At 56.5% G+C, this 17,290-nt stretch carries 9 protein-coding genes and 2 pseudogenes; 1 reads left to right on the forward strand and 10 read right to left on the reverse strand.

Annotated features, from left to right (window positions below; genetic code table 11):
- Positions 1-14 precede the first annotated feature (14 nt).
- Positions 15-2,483, forward strand: a complete 2,469-nt coding sequence (locus GRI41_RS08435) for a hypothetical protein (RefSeq protein ID WP_160604425.1) — start codon at positions 15-17, stop codon at positions 2,481-2,483.
- Positions 2,484-2,588: 105 nt separating this feature from the next.
- Here GRI41_RS08435 and GRI41_RS08440 read toward each other — a convergent pair whose 3' ends face one another.
- The 10 genes and pseudogenes from GRI41_RS08440 to GRI41_RS08480 all read right to left on the reverse strand — a co-directional run bounded on the left by GRI41_RS08440 (position 2,589) and on the right by GRI41_RS08480 (position 17,276).
- A complete protein-coding gene (locus tag GRI41_RS08440; protein WP_160604427.1) occupies positions 2,589-2,960 on the reverse strand; it encodes a hypothetical protein in 372 nt (123 codons plus the stop codon).
- A complete protein-coding gene (locus GRI41_RS08445) occupies positions 2,957-4,006 on the reverse strand; it encodes a hypothetical protein (protein WP_160604429.1) in 1,050 nt (349 codons plus the stop codon). The genes GRI41_RS08440 and GRI41_RS08445 overlap by 4 nt, the downstream gene beginning before the upstream one ends.
- A 218-nt stretch (positions 4,007-4,224) precedes the next feature.
- The gene (locus GRI41_RS08450) at positions 4,225-5,376 is read right to left on the reverse strand and encodes an HlyD family efflux transporter periplasmic adaptor subunit (protein ID WP_160604431.1); all 1,152 of its coding nucleotides are present in this window, start codon (positions 5,374-5,376) and stop codon (positions 4,225-4,227) included.
- Positions 5,373-6,086 (reverse strand): annotated as a pseudogene (locus GRI41_RS14500) (ATP-binding cassette domain-containing protein); the annotation flags it as partial. The pseudogene GRI41_RS14500 and the gene GRI41_RS08450, both read right to left, overlap by 4 nt.
- 222 nt (positions 6,087-6,308) lie before the next feature.
- A pseudogene (locus GRI41_RS14505) lies at positions 6,309-7,505 on the reverse strand (ABC transporter transmembrane domain-containing protein); the annotation flags it as partial.
- Positions 7,502-8,809, reverse strand: a complete 1,308-nt coding sequence (locus GRI41_RS08460) for a TolC family protein (RefSeq protein ID WP_160604435.1) — start codon at positions 8,807-8,809, stop codon at positions 7,502-7,504. The gene GRI41_RS08460 and the pseudogene GRI41_RS14505, both read right to left, overlap by 4 nt.
- 261 nt (positions 8,810-9,070) lie before the next feature.
- Positions 9,071-11,836 (reverse strand): M10 family metallopeptidase C-terminal domain-containing protein, encoded by a 2,766-nt coding sequence (locus GRI41_RS08465; protein ID WP_160604437.1) that lies wholly within the window; start codon positions 11,834-11,836, stop codon positions 9,071-9,073.
- A gap of 47 nt (positions 11,837-11,883) precedes the next feature.
- Positions 11,884-12,273, reverse strand: coding sequence for a hypothetical protein (locus GRI41_RS08470; protein WP_160604439.1), 390 nt, complete (start codon positions 12,271-12,273; stop codon positions 11,884-11,886).
- Positions 12,274-12,530: 257 nt separating this feature from the next.
- Positions 12,531-16,028 (reverse strand): calcium-binding protein, encoded by a 3,498-nt coding sequence (locus GRI41_RS08475; protein ID WP_160604441.1) that lies wholly within the window; start codon positions 16,026-16,028, stop codon positions 12,531-12,533.
- Positions 16,029-16,157: 129 nt separating this feature from the next.
- Positions 16,158-17,276, reverse strand: coding sequence for a polysaccharide biosynthesis/export family protein (locus GRI41_RS08480; RefSeq protein ID WP_160604443.1), 1,119 nt, complete (start codon positions 17,274-17,276; stop codon positions 16,158-16,160).
- Positions 17,277-17,290: the final 14 nt, after the last annotated feature.

The raw sequence follows: 17,290 nt of genomic DNA on the forward strand, positions 1-17,290 counted from the left end.
CAGGAGAAATTCCAATGCTCGCACTTTATGACAAAACTCAGGCCATTCCCGGCGTAATCGTATATCGTGATCATCAAGACCCCGGGCAATTCTACTTCATTTCCGAACGCCCGCGCATCGCACGCAACAATGGTGTGCCCGCGTTAAGCTTTGTGAAGTTTCGCCGCGACATCACCGACAATGTCGATTTCGAGGAAGGCGATTCACTTGGCGGCGGCATTCTCAACTTCACCGTCGATCTTGCCGTGACAGAACGCGAGCAGGACCAGATCAAACGGGAAATCAAGCGCGCGTTCGAGAATGTGCCAGAAAACATCAAACTGGCCCCGGTTTCGGTGCGCGATGGATCGGTACGCCTTTCGGTAATGCGCGACGCCGCCGACGATCCGGAGGCATCACCCGATGCTCCGCGCGGATTGCGGCTGTTCGAGGAAGTGCATGGTTCAACAAAACCCTCGCTGATCGGTGACCAACGGGCGACTTTTACCGTGATGCTCAACCGCGAGATGGCAACGGCGATGGAGCAGACTCTGCGCGGCGGAGTGAGCATGTTCGGCGTGAATTACCAGCTGTTCTTCCTCGGAATGACACCGGCGATGAGCGTGAAGGTCGAAGCTGACTACAAGCGGGTCTATACCTCGCTCGAGACTGAACTCGGTGTCCAGGGCCAGATACAGGCTGTCAGCATTGCTGCGGATATCGAGGCAGCATATCAGAAGCTGCGTGAAGACGGTGTGATCAAGGTGGAAATTACCGAATTCACCGACGATGCCGACCTGAAGGCCAAAGGCCACGCCGCATGGGACTGGTTCAAGGGCCAGCTGACTGCCGACTTTTTCCAGAGCACGATGCCCGTGCCAGCAATCATGCAGCCCGATTCAGGCGGGGGAATTCTTGGCAGGTTGCAAGATATGTTCGGTGCAATCCCGCGCGCTCCCGCGACAGGGTCGCTATCACCCGGGCGCGGCGCAGCTGCCACCACTCCGCCCAATACAGCCCCAGCTGCAACCGGGCCGTCTGACCAGGTTACACCCACAACCGAAACCAATCGCCGCGAAGCCGCAGCGCGTGGTGGCGGGGGCGGCTCTGGTGCGGGAAATCTCGCATCCGAACTTTCACCCTTCCGCGTCGGGTTTTCGCTCAAGATCATGCATCAGGACGAGCTGCGCACACGCCGCTTCGATTACAATTTGCAAAGCGCGATCCAGGCGGAGGCGAATCCTAACGGTATGTTCTCCGGCCTCGTTGACGGATTCAATATGGACGATCTCATTTTCGAGGTTGATATGGACGATCCGTTCTTCGATCGCCTGCGGACCACTGTCACGATGGGGCAGGATCTGGCCGCAATTGGGGTCTCTTCGGTCGCGGTGAATATGGAATATCCCGGCGAACGAGAAGCCGGCGAAAATGCCGAGCATATCGACGGATTTGAATTCCGCCCCGGCGACAGCGAGAACAAGCTGTTCACCACATTCCTCGATGACGATGGAACGCGTGAATATCGCTACCGTATGACAATCACATTCGATCCGACAACCGAATGGCGCGGGAAAGACAGCCAGGTGGTCACTCCTTGGTTGGTCTCTGCCGAAACGCAATTGACGCTTGCACCAATCGATGCGGTTGAACGGCTCGACGTCGAGATTGCGCTAAGCAACCAGCACTCCGAAAGCGTCACCCAAGTTGAAGTCGAGGTGCGCTACGAGAATCCCGCAACCGGCTTCAAGGACAACCGTACATTCGTTCTTGAACCGGGCGGGGAAAGCCACAACTGGCGGCTCCGCCTGGCTGACAATGCGCCGCGCGGATATGAATATCGCGTTCGCTATTTCTTCGCGCAAGGCAACACGATGATCGAAACGCCTTGGGAAGAACGCGATCAGCCTTCGATCATCGTGAATGTTCCCTTCCGCAGCAAGCATCGGGTGATGGTCAATCCTCTCCTGCTCGATTCCGCAAACCTGCTGCAGGCCATCGTCGATATCGAATACAGAGAGCCGGACACCGGATACACGGTTGCGATGCGCCAGGAATTTATGGGCGGCGATGTGTTGGTCCCGCAGAGTTTCGAAATTCCGACGCTGGCGGAAGACCCGCCGCCAATCGTCTATTCGACGACCATCCTCAAGCTCGACGGACAAGTGATCACCGAACGCGATCAGGAAACCGAAAGCGGGATCATACTCCTCAGCGAAGGGACCGGGGTTGTTCAGCGTGTCGAAGTGCGCTTGCCGCAGGACTCGCTGGGGTCGTTCCAAGCACTCAAGGTGGATTTGACAGGTCGCGGTGATGTGCCAGACACAACCTCTGTCATATTCACCCCGAGCCAGACTCAGAAACAGCTTGCAGCGTTGGTCCAGCCATCTGGCCGGTTCAAAACCTATGATTTCAAGGTGACGGGATACGACCAGTTGGGTGTTGCGTCAGAGCTGGCAGCGGGCAGCAGCACCGACCGGGTGATGATCGTTCCGATGCAATAGCCATGACCAAAGCGGGCCGGTTGCTTTTATCCGGCCCCGCACCACTCGCTTGCGCTGCGTGGGACCAGCTGTCTCCAACGTCAAATTGCCTCGGCGGCAGTCGGTTCACAGCACGCGCGTGACTGTCTTTAGAACGCCGCTGATCAGCTTTGCGCCTTGCTCGACCTTGTCGAGAATGTTCGCAATGTCTTCCATCTGGTCGAGCAGATCATTGGCCCGATCCGCAGCATCGGTGAGCTGCGCGATGATGTCATCGGTGACATCCTGACTGAGCAGCAACGCGCCCAATTCCAGCTCCAGATCTTCCATATCGCGCCGCGCGACGGCCAGACCTGCTTCAAGCATGGCGGCTCTAACCTCGTCGCCCTCGATCATTCGGGCTCTGGTAATCTGGCGGCGAACTTTGGTTACATACTGCGTGAACAGATCTTGCGCTTTTTGTTGGGCCTTGAGCGCCCGCTCAGCCTTGTCTGTCATCGCGCATTCTCCTGCTCCAGATCGCCTATCGCATCGACGAAAGCCTTGGTTTTGATCACAAGATTGTCGATGCGCTCATTCGCCCGCGCCAATGCATCGATGCTTTGCGGCTGCCGAAACGCCTCGACCATCGCGACATGCGCCTCTGCGATGGCCAAATGAACGCGCCACGGGGCGTTGTTTTCCATCTGCGCCAGCTGATCATAGGCAAGCCGCAGATCGCGCGTGGCGGCAATTGCTTCCTCGCGCGATCCACCATTTCTCAAGGCCACAATCGCGCGCTGTTGCGCCCCGTTTGCAGCATCAAGAGCATTGTAAGCGGCAAGGATTTCTTCGCTGGTTTGCGAGCGATACCAACCCGCGATTGCTCGCGACGACAGTTGCACCGCAGGGTCGGATTGCTCGACCAGTTTCTGCAACAACCGGTAGCGCTTCGTTTCAAAATATTCGCGCAGCAGGGTGGAGCCTAGCCCGGCACCCGCATCGGCCAAATTGGCAGTCGGACGGGACAGTCCTTCGCCTTCCGGCCCCAGCCTTTTTGCATCATCTACCAAATTGAGCACAGCTGCAGCCGCACTATCGAAATTGCGCCCCAGTTCGGCAGGCGCGTTGCTTCGTGCCAGAGTATCCAACGCTTCCGCATAGGCACCAAGGCTGCTCGACAGACGCATCGCATTTTCACCAGTGATACCCGGAAGGCCGTCTTCCAGTTCAATAAAGGCTGGAACGATATCGCCGTTTTCGATTTTCAAAGTCCGATAGCCGCAATGCTCGGAGAAATCGGTCAGTCCCGGGTCTCCGATCGGAACAGACAAGCCTATCGGTGCAGCGCAATTTTCCAGCTCATAAAATGCCTGTTGATCGACCACTGCTTCGTCATATTCATTGGCCAGCAGCCCTTCGATATCATCGCGGGCGTAGCGCCTTTCGACTGTGTTGGCAGTGGCGCGGACAGCAGCGGAAAAATCGCCGATTGCGGGTTGGACGGGTGCGGTCTGGCATCCGGCCAGAGCCAAGCTCACGCATAATAGCAGGCGCTTGATCATAGGTTTCCTCCCTCGGAAACATTGCCCGAATACGGGCAAGTAACATCGAAAGAAATAACGTTACGCAAAGTAAGAGTACTGCGCGTAACAGAATCTCTCAATCTCCAGGATTCAGCCTATATGCAAAATTGAACTATAACAACCTTGTTTGATACAGTGAAAATGTAGAATTACTCTTCAACCGTTCTCGCGATTTGCTCGCAGTTTTATTTTAACAATCATCGCTCTTGCAAAGATTGCCCGGTTGATTTCAGGATGGGCTTGGCGATGTACTCCCACACAGTTTGCGATCCAGTCAGAATCTCCGCAGTCGCCGTCATCCCGGGTTGCAAGTCTATCGCTCCTTCATCCTCACGCGGTCGCATTGTCGCCGTATCGACTTCCAGATTGACCCGGTAATAGGTGTTCACCGATCCATCTTCGCGTTCTTCGGACAAAGTGTCGGGTCCGATAAACACTACTTTCCCGCTGCCCGATCCATAAACCGCATTGTCATAGGCATCGAAATTGACGCGTGCTTTCTGATCGAGCTGGACAAAGGCAATGTCACGCGGGGACACGCGTGCGGTGACGATCAGCTTCTCTCCTGTCGGGACGATCTGAAGAACTTCGTCCCCGGGACGCAGCACGCCGCCAATTGTGGTGAGCCTGACATTCTTCACGATCCCGTCGGTCGGGGCGACCAGCTCCGCGCCGCGCAAACTGTCTTCGCGCTGCGTGAGAACTTGCTCCGCGGCAACGAGCTGTTCTTCGGTCTCGGCAAATTCGGTCTGTAAGTCGCGCACATATTGCGAGCGAATGTTGGAAATACGCCCGCGCGTCTCGACAATCGTGCGCTCCATCCGGATGATTTCGGATCGGGCGACATCGCCGGTTTCAAGCAGAGGTTTGTTGAGATTGAGCTCTTGCTGTTGCAATTCCGCGATCTCCTGCAGACTTTGTATTTCTGCTGCGAGCGCGGATTGGCGGCGGCGGAACAGCTGCCTCTGATTGGACGTAAACTCCGGATAGTCAGAAAGGCCAGCCGGGAAAGTAAGCGGTTTACTGAACAATTCCGCGTCGATCCGCGCCATCCGGCTGCGCAAAGCAGCTACTCTTGCACGGGCTTCGCGGACCGATGCCGCAAGTTGAACCGTATCCAGTTCGACCAAGAGCTGACCGGCCTTTACCCGGTCGCCTTCGCGCACCGCAATTCTGCTGATCGATCCGCCTTCTTCGCTTTGGACAACTTGAACCCGGGCAAAAGGTATGACCGTTCCCGGCGCACGCGTAACTTGATCCAGCTCAGCCCAATTGGCCCAGGCGATAAAGCCGACCAACGTCACGCTGATTGCAATGATAATCCAGTGGGCAGTGCGCAGCATCTTCATGTCGTGCCCTTCTTCGCCGAAAGCGAGCTGGTCACCGTGCCTTCAACGGGCGGCCTCGCCTTTACGCCCTTACCAGAAATTGACTTGGGCATCATGTCACGCAGCACATCCTGCGTTGGACCATCGCGGATGATTTTGCCATTGGCCATCACGACGATCCGCGAGAAACGGGTGAGCAGCTGGATCTTGTGTGTCACCATAATCAGGATTGAATCGTCTTCCAGCACGCTGTCGATGGCATCCAAAGCAGCCGTTTCGGTTAGCTGGTCCAGGGATGCGGTGGGCTCATCCAGCAACCACACTTTGGGGCTCGACAAAAGCAGTCGGTTGATCCCCACAAGACTGCGCTGTCCGCCCGACAGGCCGATGCCGCCCTCCTGAATTTGCAACGCAAGCCCGTCTTCACGCGCAGCGATCAGATTGTCGAGCTTCGTCGTCCGCGCGACTTCCATGATTTCCGGATCGGTTACGTCACCCAGCCCCATAACCAGATTGTCGCGCAAAGTGCCGTTGATCAGCCGCGCATCTTGCGCGACATAACCAACATGGCGGCGGGCAATATCCTCCGCCACTTGCGACAGGTCCAAACGCCCCAGAAGCACACTTCCCTGCGTTGGTGAATAAAGGCCCGATAGCAGCTTGAGCAGGGTCGATTTGCCCGAACCAATGCCGCCAATCACCGCCACGCGTTCACCGGGCCGGATTGCAAACCTGTCAATTTCCAAAGATGGCCGCTGCGCACCGACATAGGCAAAGACTGCACTATTGATGTCGTAGCCGCCTTCAATGTGATCGGGCCGCAAGGCCCCCGCTCCGCTCGCGGTATCGAGCGGCAGCCTCATGATCCCGTCGAGCGCGTTGAGCGAAGATTTCGCATAGCCCCACTGCACAATCAAATTGGGCATCTGCGCCACGAGCGGGCCGTTGATCCGCCCGGAAATAATCGAGCAGGCAAGCAATGCGCCGGTGGTAATCTGGCCAGTGGCAGCCAGATAGGCGCCCCACCCCATGATCCCGACATAGGCAGTTTGCTGGAGCGTAGAGAAAAGCGAACCCGCGACTGCAGACGCCTTCTTCACCGGCAGCTCGTAATGGTTGATCTCGCGCACCAACCGGTTCCAGCGCCCCATCATGAACCAGCCGCCGCGATTGGCCTTCACCGTCTCCGTCGCGTCGAGCGATTCAACCAGCATCCCGTTCTTGCGATTGCCGCTGACCTGAGCGCGATCTGTGCCCTTGCGGATGATCCGCGACAGGAACAGCGCGAACAGCAGAGCAATGGGCAGACTGATAATCGGGACCAGCGCCAGCTTACCTCCGATCATTGCGATCACTGCAATAAAGAACAGTGCGAATGGCAAATCGGCGAGCAGGAATAGAGAGCTGGACGACATGACTTGGCGGACCTGCTCCTGGCCGCGAAGCTGCGCCGCCATGGTGCCGATACCAGGGGGACGTGCATCAAGCCGGATCGCCTGAGCGCGAGCAAAAAAGAACTCGCTTACTTCGGCATCGATTTCCTGTGCTTCGCGCTCGATCAGAAGGGCTCTCAATGACCTCAGGCACAGATCGAGCAGCAGCGCGAAAGCGACACCGGCGGTCAGCACAAACAAGGTGTCAAAACTCGCCAGCGGGATCACCCGGTCGTAAAGCTGCATTGAATAGAGCGATGTCGCCAGCGTAAGCAGATTTGCAAAAACGGTGGCCAATCCCGCCATGATCAGCGGTTGCTTGCGCCGCTTGATCGCGCGCCAGAAGACGCCTACGGCACTTTCGTCACCCGCCGCGAGCGGATCGGGAAGGCTCAATGTGAAGAATATCTGGTCCGGATTGTACGGTAGTGACGTGCGGGAGCCGACCAGGGCCATCATCTCTTCGCCATCCCACTGCTGGACCACCGCCCAACCTGTGTCGGGATCGTGGAGGATCAGAGGAAACTGATCCGGACGCGGACGATCTTCGATGCGCTTCGCCGGTGCCCAACCAAGCACTCCAACCAGCGCGGCCAGCGCGTCAACACCTTCGGGCATCGACACTTCGCGCAGCTCTTCATTCCAATGCGGCGACAAGGGCTTGCCGGTGGCCTTGGCATAGCGCTCTATTGCGCGTTCAATAAAAGTATCGCTCATTGGCCCGTATCCGCGCCGCTAGGCTGCCAGCGGCAGGTCCGGGCGTAAATCCGCGCTGTCGCCGTTGCCGCTAGAACCCGCGCATCGCTCTCCGACAAGCGCGCGCTGGCCGCTTCGCGAACCGCGTTCATCACGTCGAGCCAGCTGCGCCGACCGGCGATAAACTGGCGTCGGTAGCTGCCGACAATATCATCTGCGGCGCCCGTCGCCTGCGTACCTGCAGCAAGCCGCGCCTTGGCAGCTTTGAGCAAGACATAGTCGCGCCGCAATTCCTCGCGAACGCGCCGATGGGCCTGGCCAAATTCGGCCAAAGCGCGCGTCACCCGCGCGTCAGTAGAATCGATAGCCGCCAACTGCGCACCCCCATTGCCCAATTGCATCCGAAGCACGAAAGCCGCTCTCGCGCCAGTAATCTCGTTCTGCGACAATTGCAGGAGCAATTGCGGAAGCAATTGTGCTTTGGCAATATCGCGCTGCGCTTCTGCTGCGGTGATTTGGCTGGTCAAGGCTGCCAGAGTTGGGTCACACGCCATTGCTTCGATCAAGGCGACCTCTTCGGAGGGGAGCAACTCCTCCACTCCCGGCGGAGGTATTGCCGGATCGATCGCGACACCGCCGGTCAGCTCGTAAAGCCGGATACGCGCGCTTTCGCGAGTTTCCTCATTGAGAGCGAGATCGATCTCGACTTGCGCGGTACGGGACCGGCCAAGCGTCAAATCGGCCAGTGGAGAGACCTCTTGATCGACACGCCGTCCGATCGCGGCAAGCAGCTCTTGGTGTTGTCGCAAGCTCTCTTGCAGTACCGCGAACCGTTCATCCGCCTGCACATAGCCGTAATAGGCGCTGATAACGTCGAGCACGATTTGCCGCTGCGCCTCGTCGACCCGATCCTCTCCGGAGCGCATAGTCGCCCGCGCACGCGCAATCTCTCCGCTAATCCGCCCGCCGCTCCAGATCGGTTGTTCCAGCGCAAGGTTGAGAGCGAGCCCGTCCTCATCTGCCAGAGCCGATCCTGACGTGGCAGCAAGCGCTTCAACCGAGATGTTTGGGTATCGCTGCCACTTCGCGCCGCGATATTCAGCCGCAAGCGCATCGGCCTCCGCCTCTGCGCTTTCCACCAGTGGATGCGTTTGGGATGCAAGCGCTGCCGCGCGATCGAGCGGTTTGGGAATGGCTATCGGGGTGATCGGAACGATGGCCGCTGTCTCATCCGCTGGCGGTCCATAGGTTGCCGCTTCCTTGGCAACGGGTTCGGCCGGCGTTTCATCAATCGTCTGGGGAATGGCCGGCGTAGCAAGTGTCAAACCAGCAACAAGAAAACTGGCGGTCAATCGCCAGCGATGCTTGTTGCGGAGACTGTTGGAGACCGACATCAAATTTCGACCTGAATTGCCAAACCGGCTCATGCCCTCAGCATTATGCCATTGAGAACGTTGGAACCTAGGCGTCCGGCACATTTTTGGCAATGTGATTGCCGCTACGCCAACGCGCCGCTGCGACACAAGATCAATTGCGTAGTGACCTTGCGTAGCCAGCGGCGCGCAAATTTCGCGGTGAAATCAAGCTTACCCTATGGTTTCAACCATCAGGTTGGAGACATCATAGCGCAGCTCCATCGGATCGTGCTGGACCGACAGGCCGTGAGTCACAGCTTCGGCGCCCTGTTTGCCCCCATCCTCGACATCCTGAACGGGCGTGCTGTCTTTGTCGCTGGCGTCGTCGCTTTCTTGTCCGCTCGGGAACCAACCGGCCCATGTCTCCGGCCCAAACCCGTTTGCGGTCAGGAAATCGATTACCTGCTGCTCTGACTGATAGTTGGCGTACTGGATGTTGCCGTCTGCATGCATGTAGGCATGGAGATAGGCCGTACCATCGGTCAGCGCGAAATAGACTTCCTGAAGGCCATCGCCATCATAGTCGTCCGCGCCGAGAACGCGGTTGATGTTCTCGATCAACAAATCGTTCTGGAAGCGGCGCTGGCTATCAGTATCGCTACCGGCTTCAACGGTGCCATTGGCCACCAGCGGATCGATATAGATCCCCACGACGCGCGTCTCACCGGCCCAGCCATGATCATCGAAATAAACCAAACCGTCTTCGGCGGTCCCGACCGTGGCAAAGCGGCCAATCAGCGAGTTAACGAGAATCTGGTCAATATCGCCATCGCCGTCCACATCGGCGCTGCCGATCCGCAACCAGCCGCCATTGCCGCCCAAGGCGTTGCCGTCGAAGTCTTGAATGGCGTTCATCGCACCTTGATAGACCGACGGATCGGTAGACTCGAAGTTCACCGATACGCCCGTGCCAGGCAGCAAGCGGATCGTCTGGTCATCGAATTGCAGATACTCGATTGCGGTCAGCGTATCGGTGCCATCGGCGCCCACAACCTGGAACACGCCCGTCGCAGTCTGCGTCACCGTGTAATCGGCGCGGTTGCCTCGCACCACCGCCGTGTCGATGTTCGAACCGCCATCGAGACTGTCATTACCCAGGCCGCCGGTGAGGGAGTTGCCCACATCATTGCCGATCAGCGTGTCGTTGCCCGAACCGCCAACCGCATTTTCAATAACGGTGCCGCGGGCAATGCTCATATTGCCGACACTGCCGCCGACATTCGAGAATGTCTCAGCGTTCAAATTGATCAACTGCGCGGCAGAATATGGCGAGTAATCGAGCGTATCTTCACCGCCATTGTCGATGATAGTGAAGGCCAGCAAATTACCAGCACTGTTGGTCACGTTGGCGCCAATGCCATAGATATCGCGTCCGGTAGTGTTGCCGAAGCCATAAGTGTCATCGCCGGTGCGTGTGGTGGTGACGACACCATAAATCTGCTGGATGGCAACGATGTCAGCGCTCATGGGGGAAAGCGTGAAGACACGGCTGAAACCCTGACTGCTGAAGAACGAATTTTCCGTCTGGCTGAAATAGGACATGACCGTGGTCGCCCAGGAATCGTTCAGATAGCTCGCATCCTGCACGTAATCGGCAGTCGAGTTGTAATTGCCGCCATGGCCAAGACCCAAGGCATGCCCGATTTCGTGGATATAGGTCTGGAACGAATAGCTATCGAGCGTAGTTCCCGAATTGGCCAGCCAGTCGGTCGACACGTTTACATTGGACACGGTGATCGTGTTGCCCGTCCGCGTCGAAGTAGCGAATGCACCGCTTTCATCATCGTCAAAGATGATCTGCCCACCGGAGGCGACCTCGTTAAAGGTAACGCCCAGCACATCGCTCCATAAATTGAGCGCTTCGCGGGCGAGGTATTGGCCATCAGCAGTCAAGGCGGTGATGTTGACGTCGATCGAACCGCCCGGTGCAACATTGAAACTGCGGGCAGAGCCTGCCCCGCCCCAATATCCATTGATCAGCTGGTCGGCGATCTGGTCATTGGTGAATTCCTGAAGCGGCGGAGCGACCACGGCTTCCAGCTGATATGCACCAGACGAAGAATTCGCCCACCCACCCACGTCGATGTAGAAAGTGCCGCTTGTTTCCGTTTCGAAACGCACGCGCGAATAGGTTCCCGAACTGTCGTCGTTAAACGCCAAGACATTGCCGTCTGCATCGCGGATCGTAAGCGTGGTGTCGGCATCCCCGCTGGGGCCGGTCGCGCTTGTTGTAAATTCGTAGAGCGTGCCAGCTTCAAGCGTCACCGCGTACCAGTCACGATCGCCGGTTTGTTCGAGCGTGCCAACTGTGGCCGGATCACCAATTGTAATCGTCGCGCCAGTTGACGCATCGCCCGCGACAGAATCGTCAAGCGGGAAAGAGCTGGAAATATAATATTGGCCAGTCGACGTCCCCCATCCCGATACGTCGAGATAATAAGTTCCAGAAGTTGTCGCGGTAAAAATGATCTCTGACTGATAGAGCTGCGCCCCGGTATTCATGTCGTCATTGGTGGCGATCTCGACGCCGTTGGAATCGCGCAGCGTCAGAATACTGTCGCGCAGACCGCCGCCCGGCAAGTAAGTTGAAAACTGGTATGTTTCCCCCGCTTGAAGCGTGATCCGAAACCAGTCGCTGTCACCGGCGGTGTCGATTGAACTCGTCACAGCGCCGCCCGGCGCCATCACGCCGGTTGTGCTGGTGTCGCTCGAAATATTGTCCTCGGAGCCGACCGAACCGTCGCCGGGCTGGTGGATTTTCCCATCGTCGTCATGTTCATGGCAAGATGCGCAGCTGCAACCATCGATATGCGATGTGTTCTTGGTCTGGCTCAGCGTTTCGCCAAGCCGATCACCCCCTGCAACCAAACCCAGACCATAGGGGTCCAAACCGGGAAAGATTGTGTCCCGCACAAATTCATTGACCATTACTGTCATCTTCTCGTCCACCTATTTTATTCTGTGCAACTGCTACCGGCTTTGCCTTAATTTGTTTTCAGCATCTGGGCCACGGAGTCAGCCAATTTGTCCAAATCGTCCTTGGCGAGAGGCCGATCCATGACATCGACAGCGACCACGGGATAGTCCGTCACTTCGCCACCATCTTGTCGGGAAACCTGCGCTTCAGCAGAGCCGCGCTCGTGCAATTGTATCGCTACAGTCAGTGCACCTGCTTTGGCTGATGTTCCATCTGCCGCTATAGCCTTGCTCAGACGATCTTCAAAACCGCGGCAAATTTCGCTGTCAGAATAAGCGCCTGACAGGTATTTTGCACCCTCAACAGTGCAATTTGCGGATACGTCCTTAGCCACGCAGGCAGCCTGCGTAGTTAGAACAAAGGCCGAAAAGACCGAAATTTTCGCAATTCTTGACATCGGTGAATCTCACCATCTGAACCCCTCTTCAATAGAACTATCAGTCCATGCTGGCCCGTACAAGTAAATGCATGGCAAATTCATGAAATTGCACGCTTCAATCCGATATCGGCAATATTCCGAAGACAAGGGCCGCCCTGATGAAAGATCGTTATCTTCCCCTTCAACGAGAATTGCCGCGAAGGGAGTCTGTAAGATCCGCCTGAGGGGTTTGCCCGGGGTAAACGGTTGCTCGCGAGCTAGGGTCGCGGGCACCCTTACACCATCGTTTCAACCATCAGGTTTGACACGTCATAGCGCAGTTCGATCGGATCATATTGGACTGAAAGACCATAGGTCACCGCCTCAACGCCTTGCTTACCGCCGTCTTCGACATCCTGAACAGGCGTAGTATCCTTGGCACTGCTTTCTTCTGCTCTGCTTGGGAACCAGTCCGCCCATGTGCTTTGATCATAGCCATTGGCGGTCAGGAAATCGATCACCTGTTGCTGTGACTGGTAGTTGGCGTACCGGATATTGCCGTCTGCGTGCATATAGGCGTGGAGAAAAGCCGTACCGTCGGTCAACGCGAAATAGACTTCCTGCAATCCATCTCCGTCATAGTCGTCACTTCCCAGAACATCAGAGATGTTGTTTATGAACAGGTCGTGTTGGAAACGCCTCTGGCTGTCGTGGTCACCGCCTGCTTCAACCTCGCCTGATAGAACCAGCGGATCGATGTAAATGCCGACCACACGCGTGTCTCCGCCCCAGCTGTGATTGTCGAAATAGACCCGTCCATCAGCACCCAATCCGACTTCGGCGAAACGACCGATTTGGTGATTGACGAAAATATAGTCGGCGCTTCCATCGCCATTCGCATCGGCCTGACCGATTAGCTCCCAATTCGATGCACCGCCCAGATCATTTCCGTCAAAATCGCGGATATTGAGCATAAATGTATCCGGATCCGCTGTGGCCGGATCGACAGCGACACCTGTGCCTGTATCGAGCAGCACGGAGATATCGGCGAACTGCAGAGTTTCAAAACCAGTCAGGGTTTCGCTGCCGAATGCACCCGTTATCGTGAATTGCCCCGGGACATTTTCTACAATCGTGTAGTCACCAAATACGCCCTGATAGTGAGCTATGTCTTCGCCTTCACCACCCGATATCAGTCCGGTCGTCGTTCCACCTAAATTATAATATACGTCGTTTCCGGCACCCAGATTGACTTGGCCATTGATTAGGCCGGAATTGCGCAGCTCGTCCCCCGGGCGATAAGTTGTGATGTCTGCATTGATCGTGCCGGAATTGTTGATCTGCACGTTCAGTTGGTAATCCGAATAATCAACGAGGAGATCATCGGCCGAAATTGTGCCGCTATTCACGATATTGGCGCCCTGCAACCACAAATAGAACGCCGCCGATCTATCGCCGCTTTCATTGGTGGTCGTTGCGGTAATTTCACCTTCGTTGATGATGCTGAAATGCCCACCGCCCGTTACAACGCCGTAAGCTCCAGCTCCGCCTGAAACATCAATCCGCCCTGAGTTATGCACCGTAGCGCCATTGAAGTTGAAAATGCCGATCGCGCGATCAGTCTCGGACGAAACGATTAATTCTCCTCGATTATCGACGGCATAGGGCTCATCGAGCTCGGGGCCGAACGAAGCATCGTATGTGTGAATGCCCAATGCGGCCCCGTTGACCGCGAAGCTGCTGATGGTGCCGGAATTCAGAATAGGCCCGTTCGCAGCGACAGAGATCGCAACACTGATGCCGCTTTTGGTCGATTCCGAGTAAATCAGGCCAGAATTATCGATCAGACCGCCATGATTGGAATAGACGGCCATCGCGCCCAACCTGTCACTGATCCCGTCGAACCAGCCCAGCATCGAAAGATCGCCCTGAACATAGCCGATAATGCCATTATTGTTCGAAGGCACTGTGTCGGACACGCTGATGATTGTGCCGTCATTGTCGAGAACGCTGAAATCGTTGATCGCGAGAACTGTATTGCCCTGCTCCGAATACCAGGTTTCGGATTCGGATATCTGCAGATCGTCTCTAACCACAAAGAAATTGGCAAATGACAAGCCGCTATAGCGTTCGCTACCCGCGATCACGCCGGGTTCGGGCGCGGCATCGCCTGTGGCAATCGCATCAAGCCCGACTGCGCCCGCCGGTGCCGAAGCAGAAATAGTGACTGCGATACCCGCTGCCACCAGCACGCGTTCACCATTGATGCGAAAGGCAGAGTATGAAACGCCGTCGACAGTCTCGGCGCCGTCGGCAGCCCATGCCCCAACCAGGTGTAACGTACCCGTATTCGTGCCGCTGACAATCAGCTGATTGTCATTATTGAGCCCTGAAACATCGCTGGCACGCACCACCAGCCCATCCGACGCGCCAAGTTCGATCTGTTCGAAATTGAGCAGTCTGCCACTGGCCACAACCGCGGAAAGATCAAGCAGTCGGCCAGTGCCCGCCAGAGCAAGCGTGTCGTGGCCGTCTTCACCGTTTATGAAAGCGAAGGTGTAGTCACCCAATTCGACCCTGTCGGTTCCTGCGCCTGCAAGAACAACGTCTCCGCCAAGAGTAACGATCAGATCGTCACCAAATTCGCCGTATAGCCCGTCATTGCCAAGGCCGCCGATCAGAGTGTCTGCGCCCCAATCGCCAATCAGCAGATCGTTTCCGCCATTGCCTTCTAGCCGGTCATCCCCGGTTTCACCCCGAACATAATCCGAAAAAGCAGAACCAAGGAAAACATCGTTTCCAAAACCGCCATTGGCGAAGCCTTCAAAGCTACCCCCGCGCGTGTCGAACAGATCATCGCCATTGCCGAGCAAAACATCGCCCCGGATTGCGCCGTGATTGACGAGGATATCGTCTCCTTCGGCGAGCATGATCGCGCCTTCGATGACGCCGGTCGCGCTATTCGTTACACGGTCGGTCGATTCTTGCTGCGGCGAATAGGACGCACCCGATGCGAAGATAGCAATGTCAGCCCGGATCGTCCCTTCGTTGACGACCTCCATCCATTCAAATTCCAGATGCTGGATGAATATTCCGATGGAGGCAAAATCCACGTCGAGCGAAATCGCCTCAATCAACCCACGGTTGACGATCTGCGGGTCATAGGTCGCGCCTGCTCCGGTATAGGCGCCGCGGTTGAACACCACGCCCGTTGCATTGGCACCAGCGGCTTGGATGATGCCGTTGGTTTCGTTGATGAATGTGCCGCCATTGTCCATGATCACGCCGGTGGCGCCCGCATTGGGGGAATGGACCGCAATTACACCTTCGTTGGTCAACGATCCGAACGGATCTTCGGATGTATAGCCGTGCACATTGGCTGCTGCACTGTAACCATAAAGCCATCCCGAATTTAACGAGTGACCGGCAGCAAAAACCACGAAGACACTTTTGTTCTCATTCTCGACCGCGATGACGCCGTTATTGGTTACTGCGCCCCAGCCGGATGCCACGCCAAAATCGGCCAAGCCTGTCCGGGTCTCTGTGCTTGGCTGATAATTCCAGATCACACCGTGATTGATCAGACCATGAGGATCCCGGCCGGAATAGACATCATAGTCGATATAGACCGCCATCGATCCGTTGAGACTGCTCGACTCATATTCGGATAATCCCAGCCCATTGGAAAATAGGATCACACCTTCATCGATTACTGTTTCGGTTTCGAGTACGCGTGTCTCGTCAATCGTCACAACGCTTGGGCGGGCGATTGGTGGTGTTAGCAATTCTGGCATTTAAGCATCCTGAAAAACTGGTTAGCTCGCATTCGCAGGCGCAGCGCTTTTACCAACCAATTTTTTAAACAAGAACAGAAAAATGACGTGGAGGTGCCATTTGACCGATAAAGGATAGTCGGCTGCTAACTAAAGAGAATTTCCGATTGCGATGGTCGAAAGTCCGACATTGGACAGCGTCGACAAAAACTTCTGCAAATCCGCACCAGGAGCGCTGGAAACATAGAGCAAATCGCCATCCCTTATGGCGAAATCTTGTGCCGCAAAGAAGCCCGCCCCCTGCGACAGGTCGACACGGTAAATCACCGGCACTTTGCCTTCCAAGGTTTGGCGTGCGTTGGCGGTAAGCGCCGGGTCAAGTGCAGCAGGATCTTCCAACCTGAAAACGAAAACTCCGCGAATATCCGCCCGATCATCGCGCAAGCCGCCGATCCGCCCCAAGGCTTGCGCCAATGTCAGCCCTGCCCCTTCAAAGGGAACTTCCGCGTTCCGTGTAACCGCACCCAGAGCGATAAAACTGTAAGGTTGATGCAGCACCGTCAGTACATCGTTGGAGCGCAATGTTATGTTCTGAGCGGGGTCAAGAATGATCGCATCGAGCGGCATGGTCGCGGCCTGATCACCGCGGGTTAGGCGGATGGTAGTTTTGTCCACGTCTTCGGTTGGCCCACCTGCCGCAGCGAGAATATCGAGCAAACGTTCCCCTCGTGCAGTCAAAGGCACGCGGCGCGTATTCGCAACTTCACCCAAGATCGTGACATTGCTTGCCTGGTTGTCGATCAAACGGACCAAAGCTTGCGGATCGTGAGCGCGGCCGCGCAGCCGCGCCACAATGTCGCGTTGCAGTTGAGAAGTGGTGCGCCCGGCTGCTCTTACATTGCCGACAAATGGAATGGCGATCGTGCCGTCTTCCTCAACACGCTGTTCCGGGATAGCTGCGCTTTGCGCGAGCGCGGCTCCCTCTGCTGCGCGAGAAGGGCCGCCTACTCCGAATAACACTGCCGGCGGTGCTTCCCATAAGGTTACGCCAACAATATCGCCGCGTTCGATTAGCGACGCCGCAACAGCCCTTTCGCCAAACACTTCAGAAAAGTTCTTGCTTTGCGCATAGTCCGCGATCCGCCGCGTCGTGTTGTTGTCCAGATTGATGATCGCGATATCCGCTGCGGCATAGGTCTGGCCGCCAGCGTCATTGATTGCACGCGAACTGGGTCCTGCTGCCCCGAAAGAGGAGCAACCTGCGAGCATTATCGCACATACCG

The sequence above is a fragment of the Pontixanthobacter aquaemixtae genome (assembly GCF_009827395.1).
GTDB classification, from domain to species: domain Bacteria; phylum Pseudomonadota; class Alphaproteobacteria; order Sphingomonadales; family Sphingomonadaceae; genus Pontixanthobacter; species Pontixanthobacter aquaemixtae.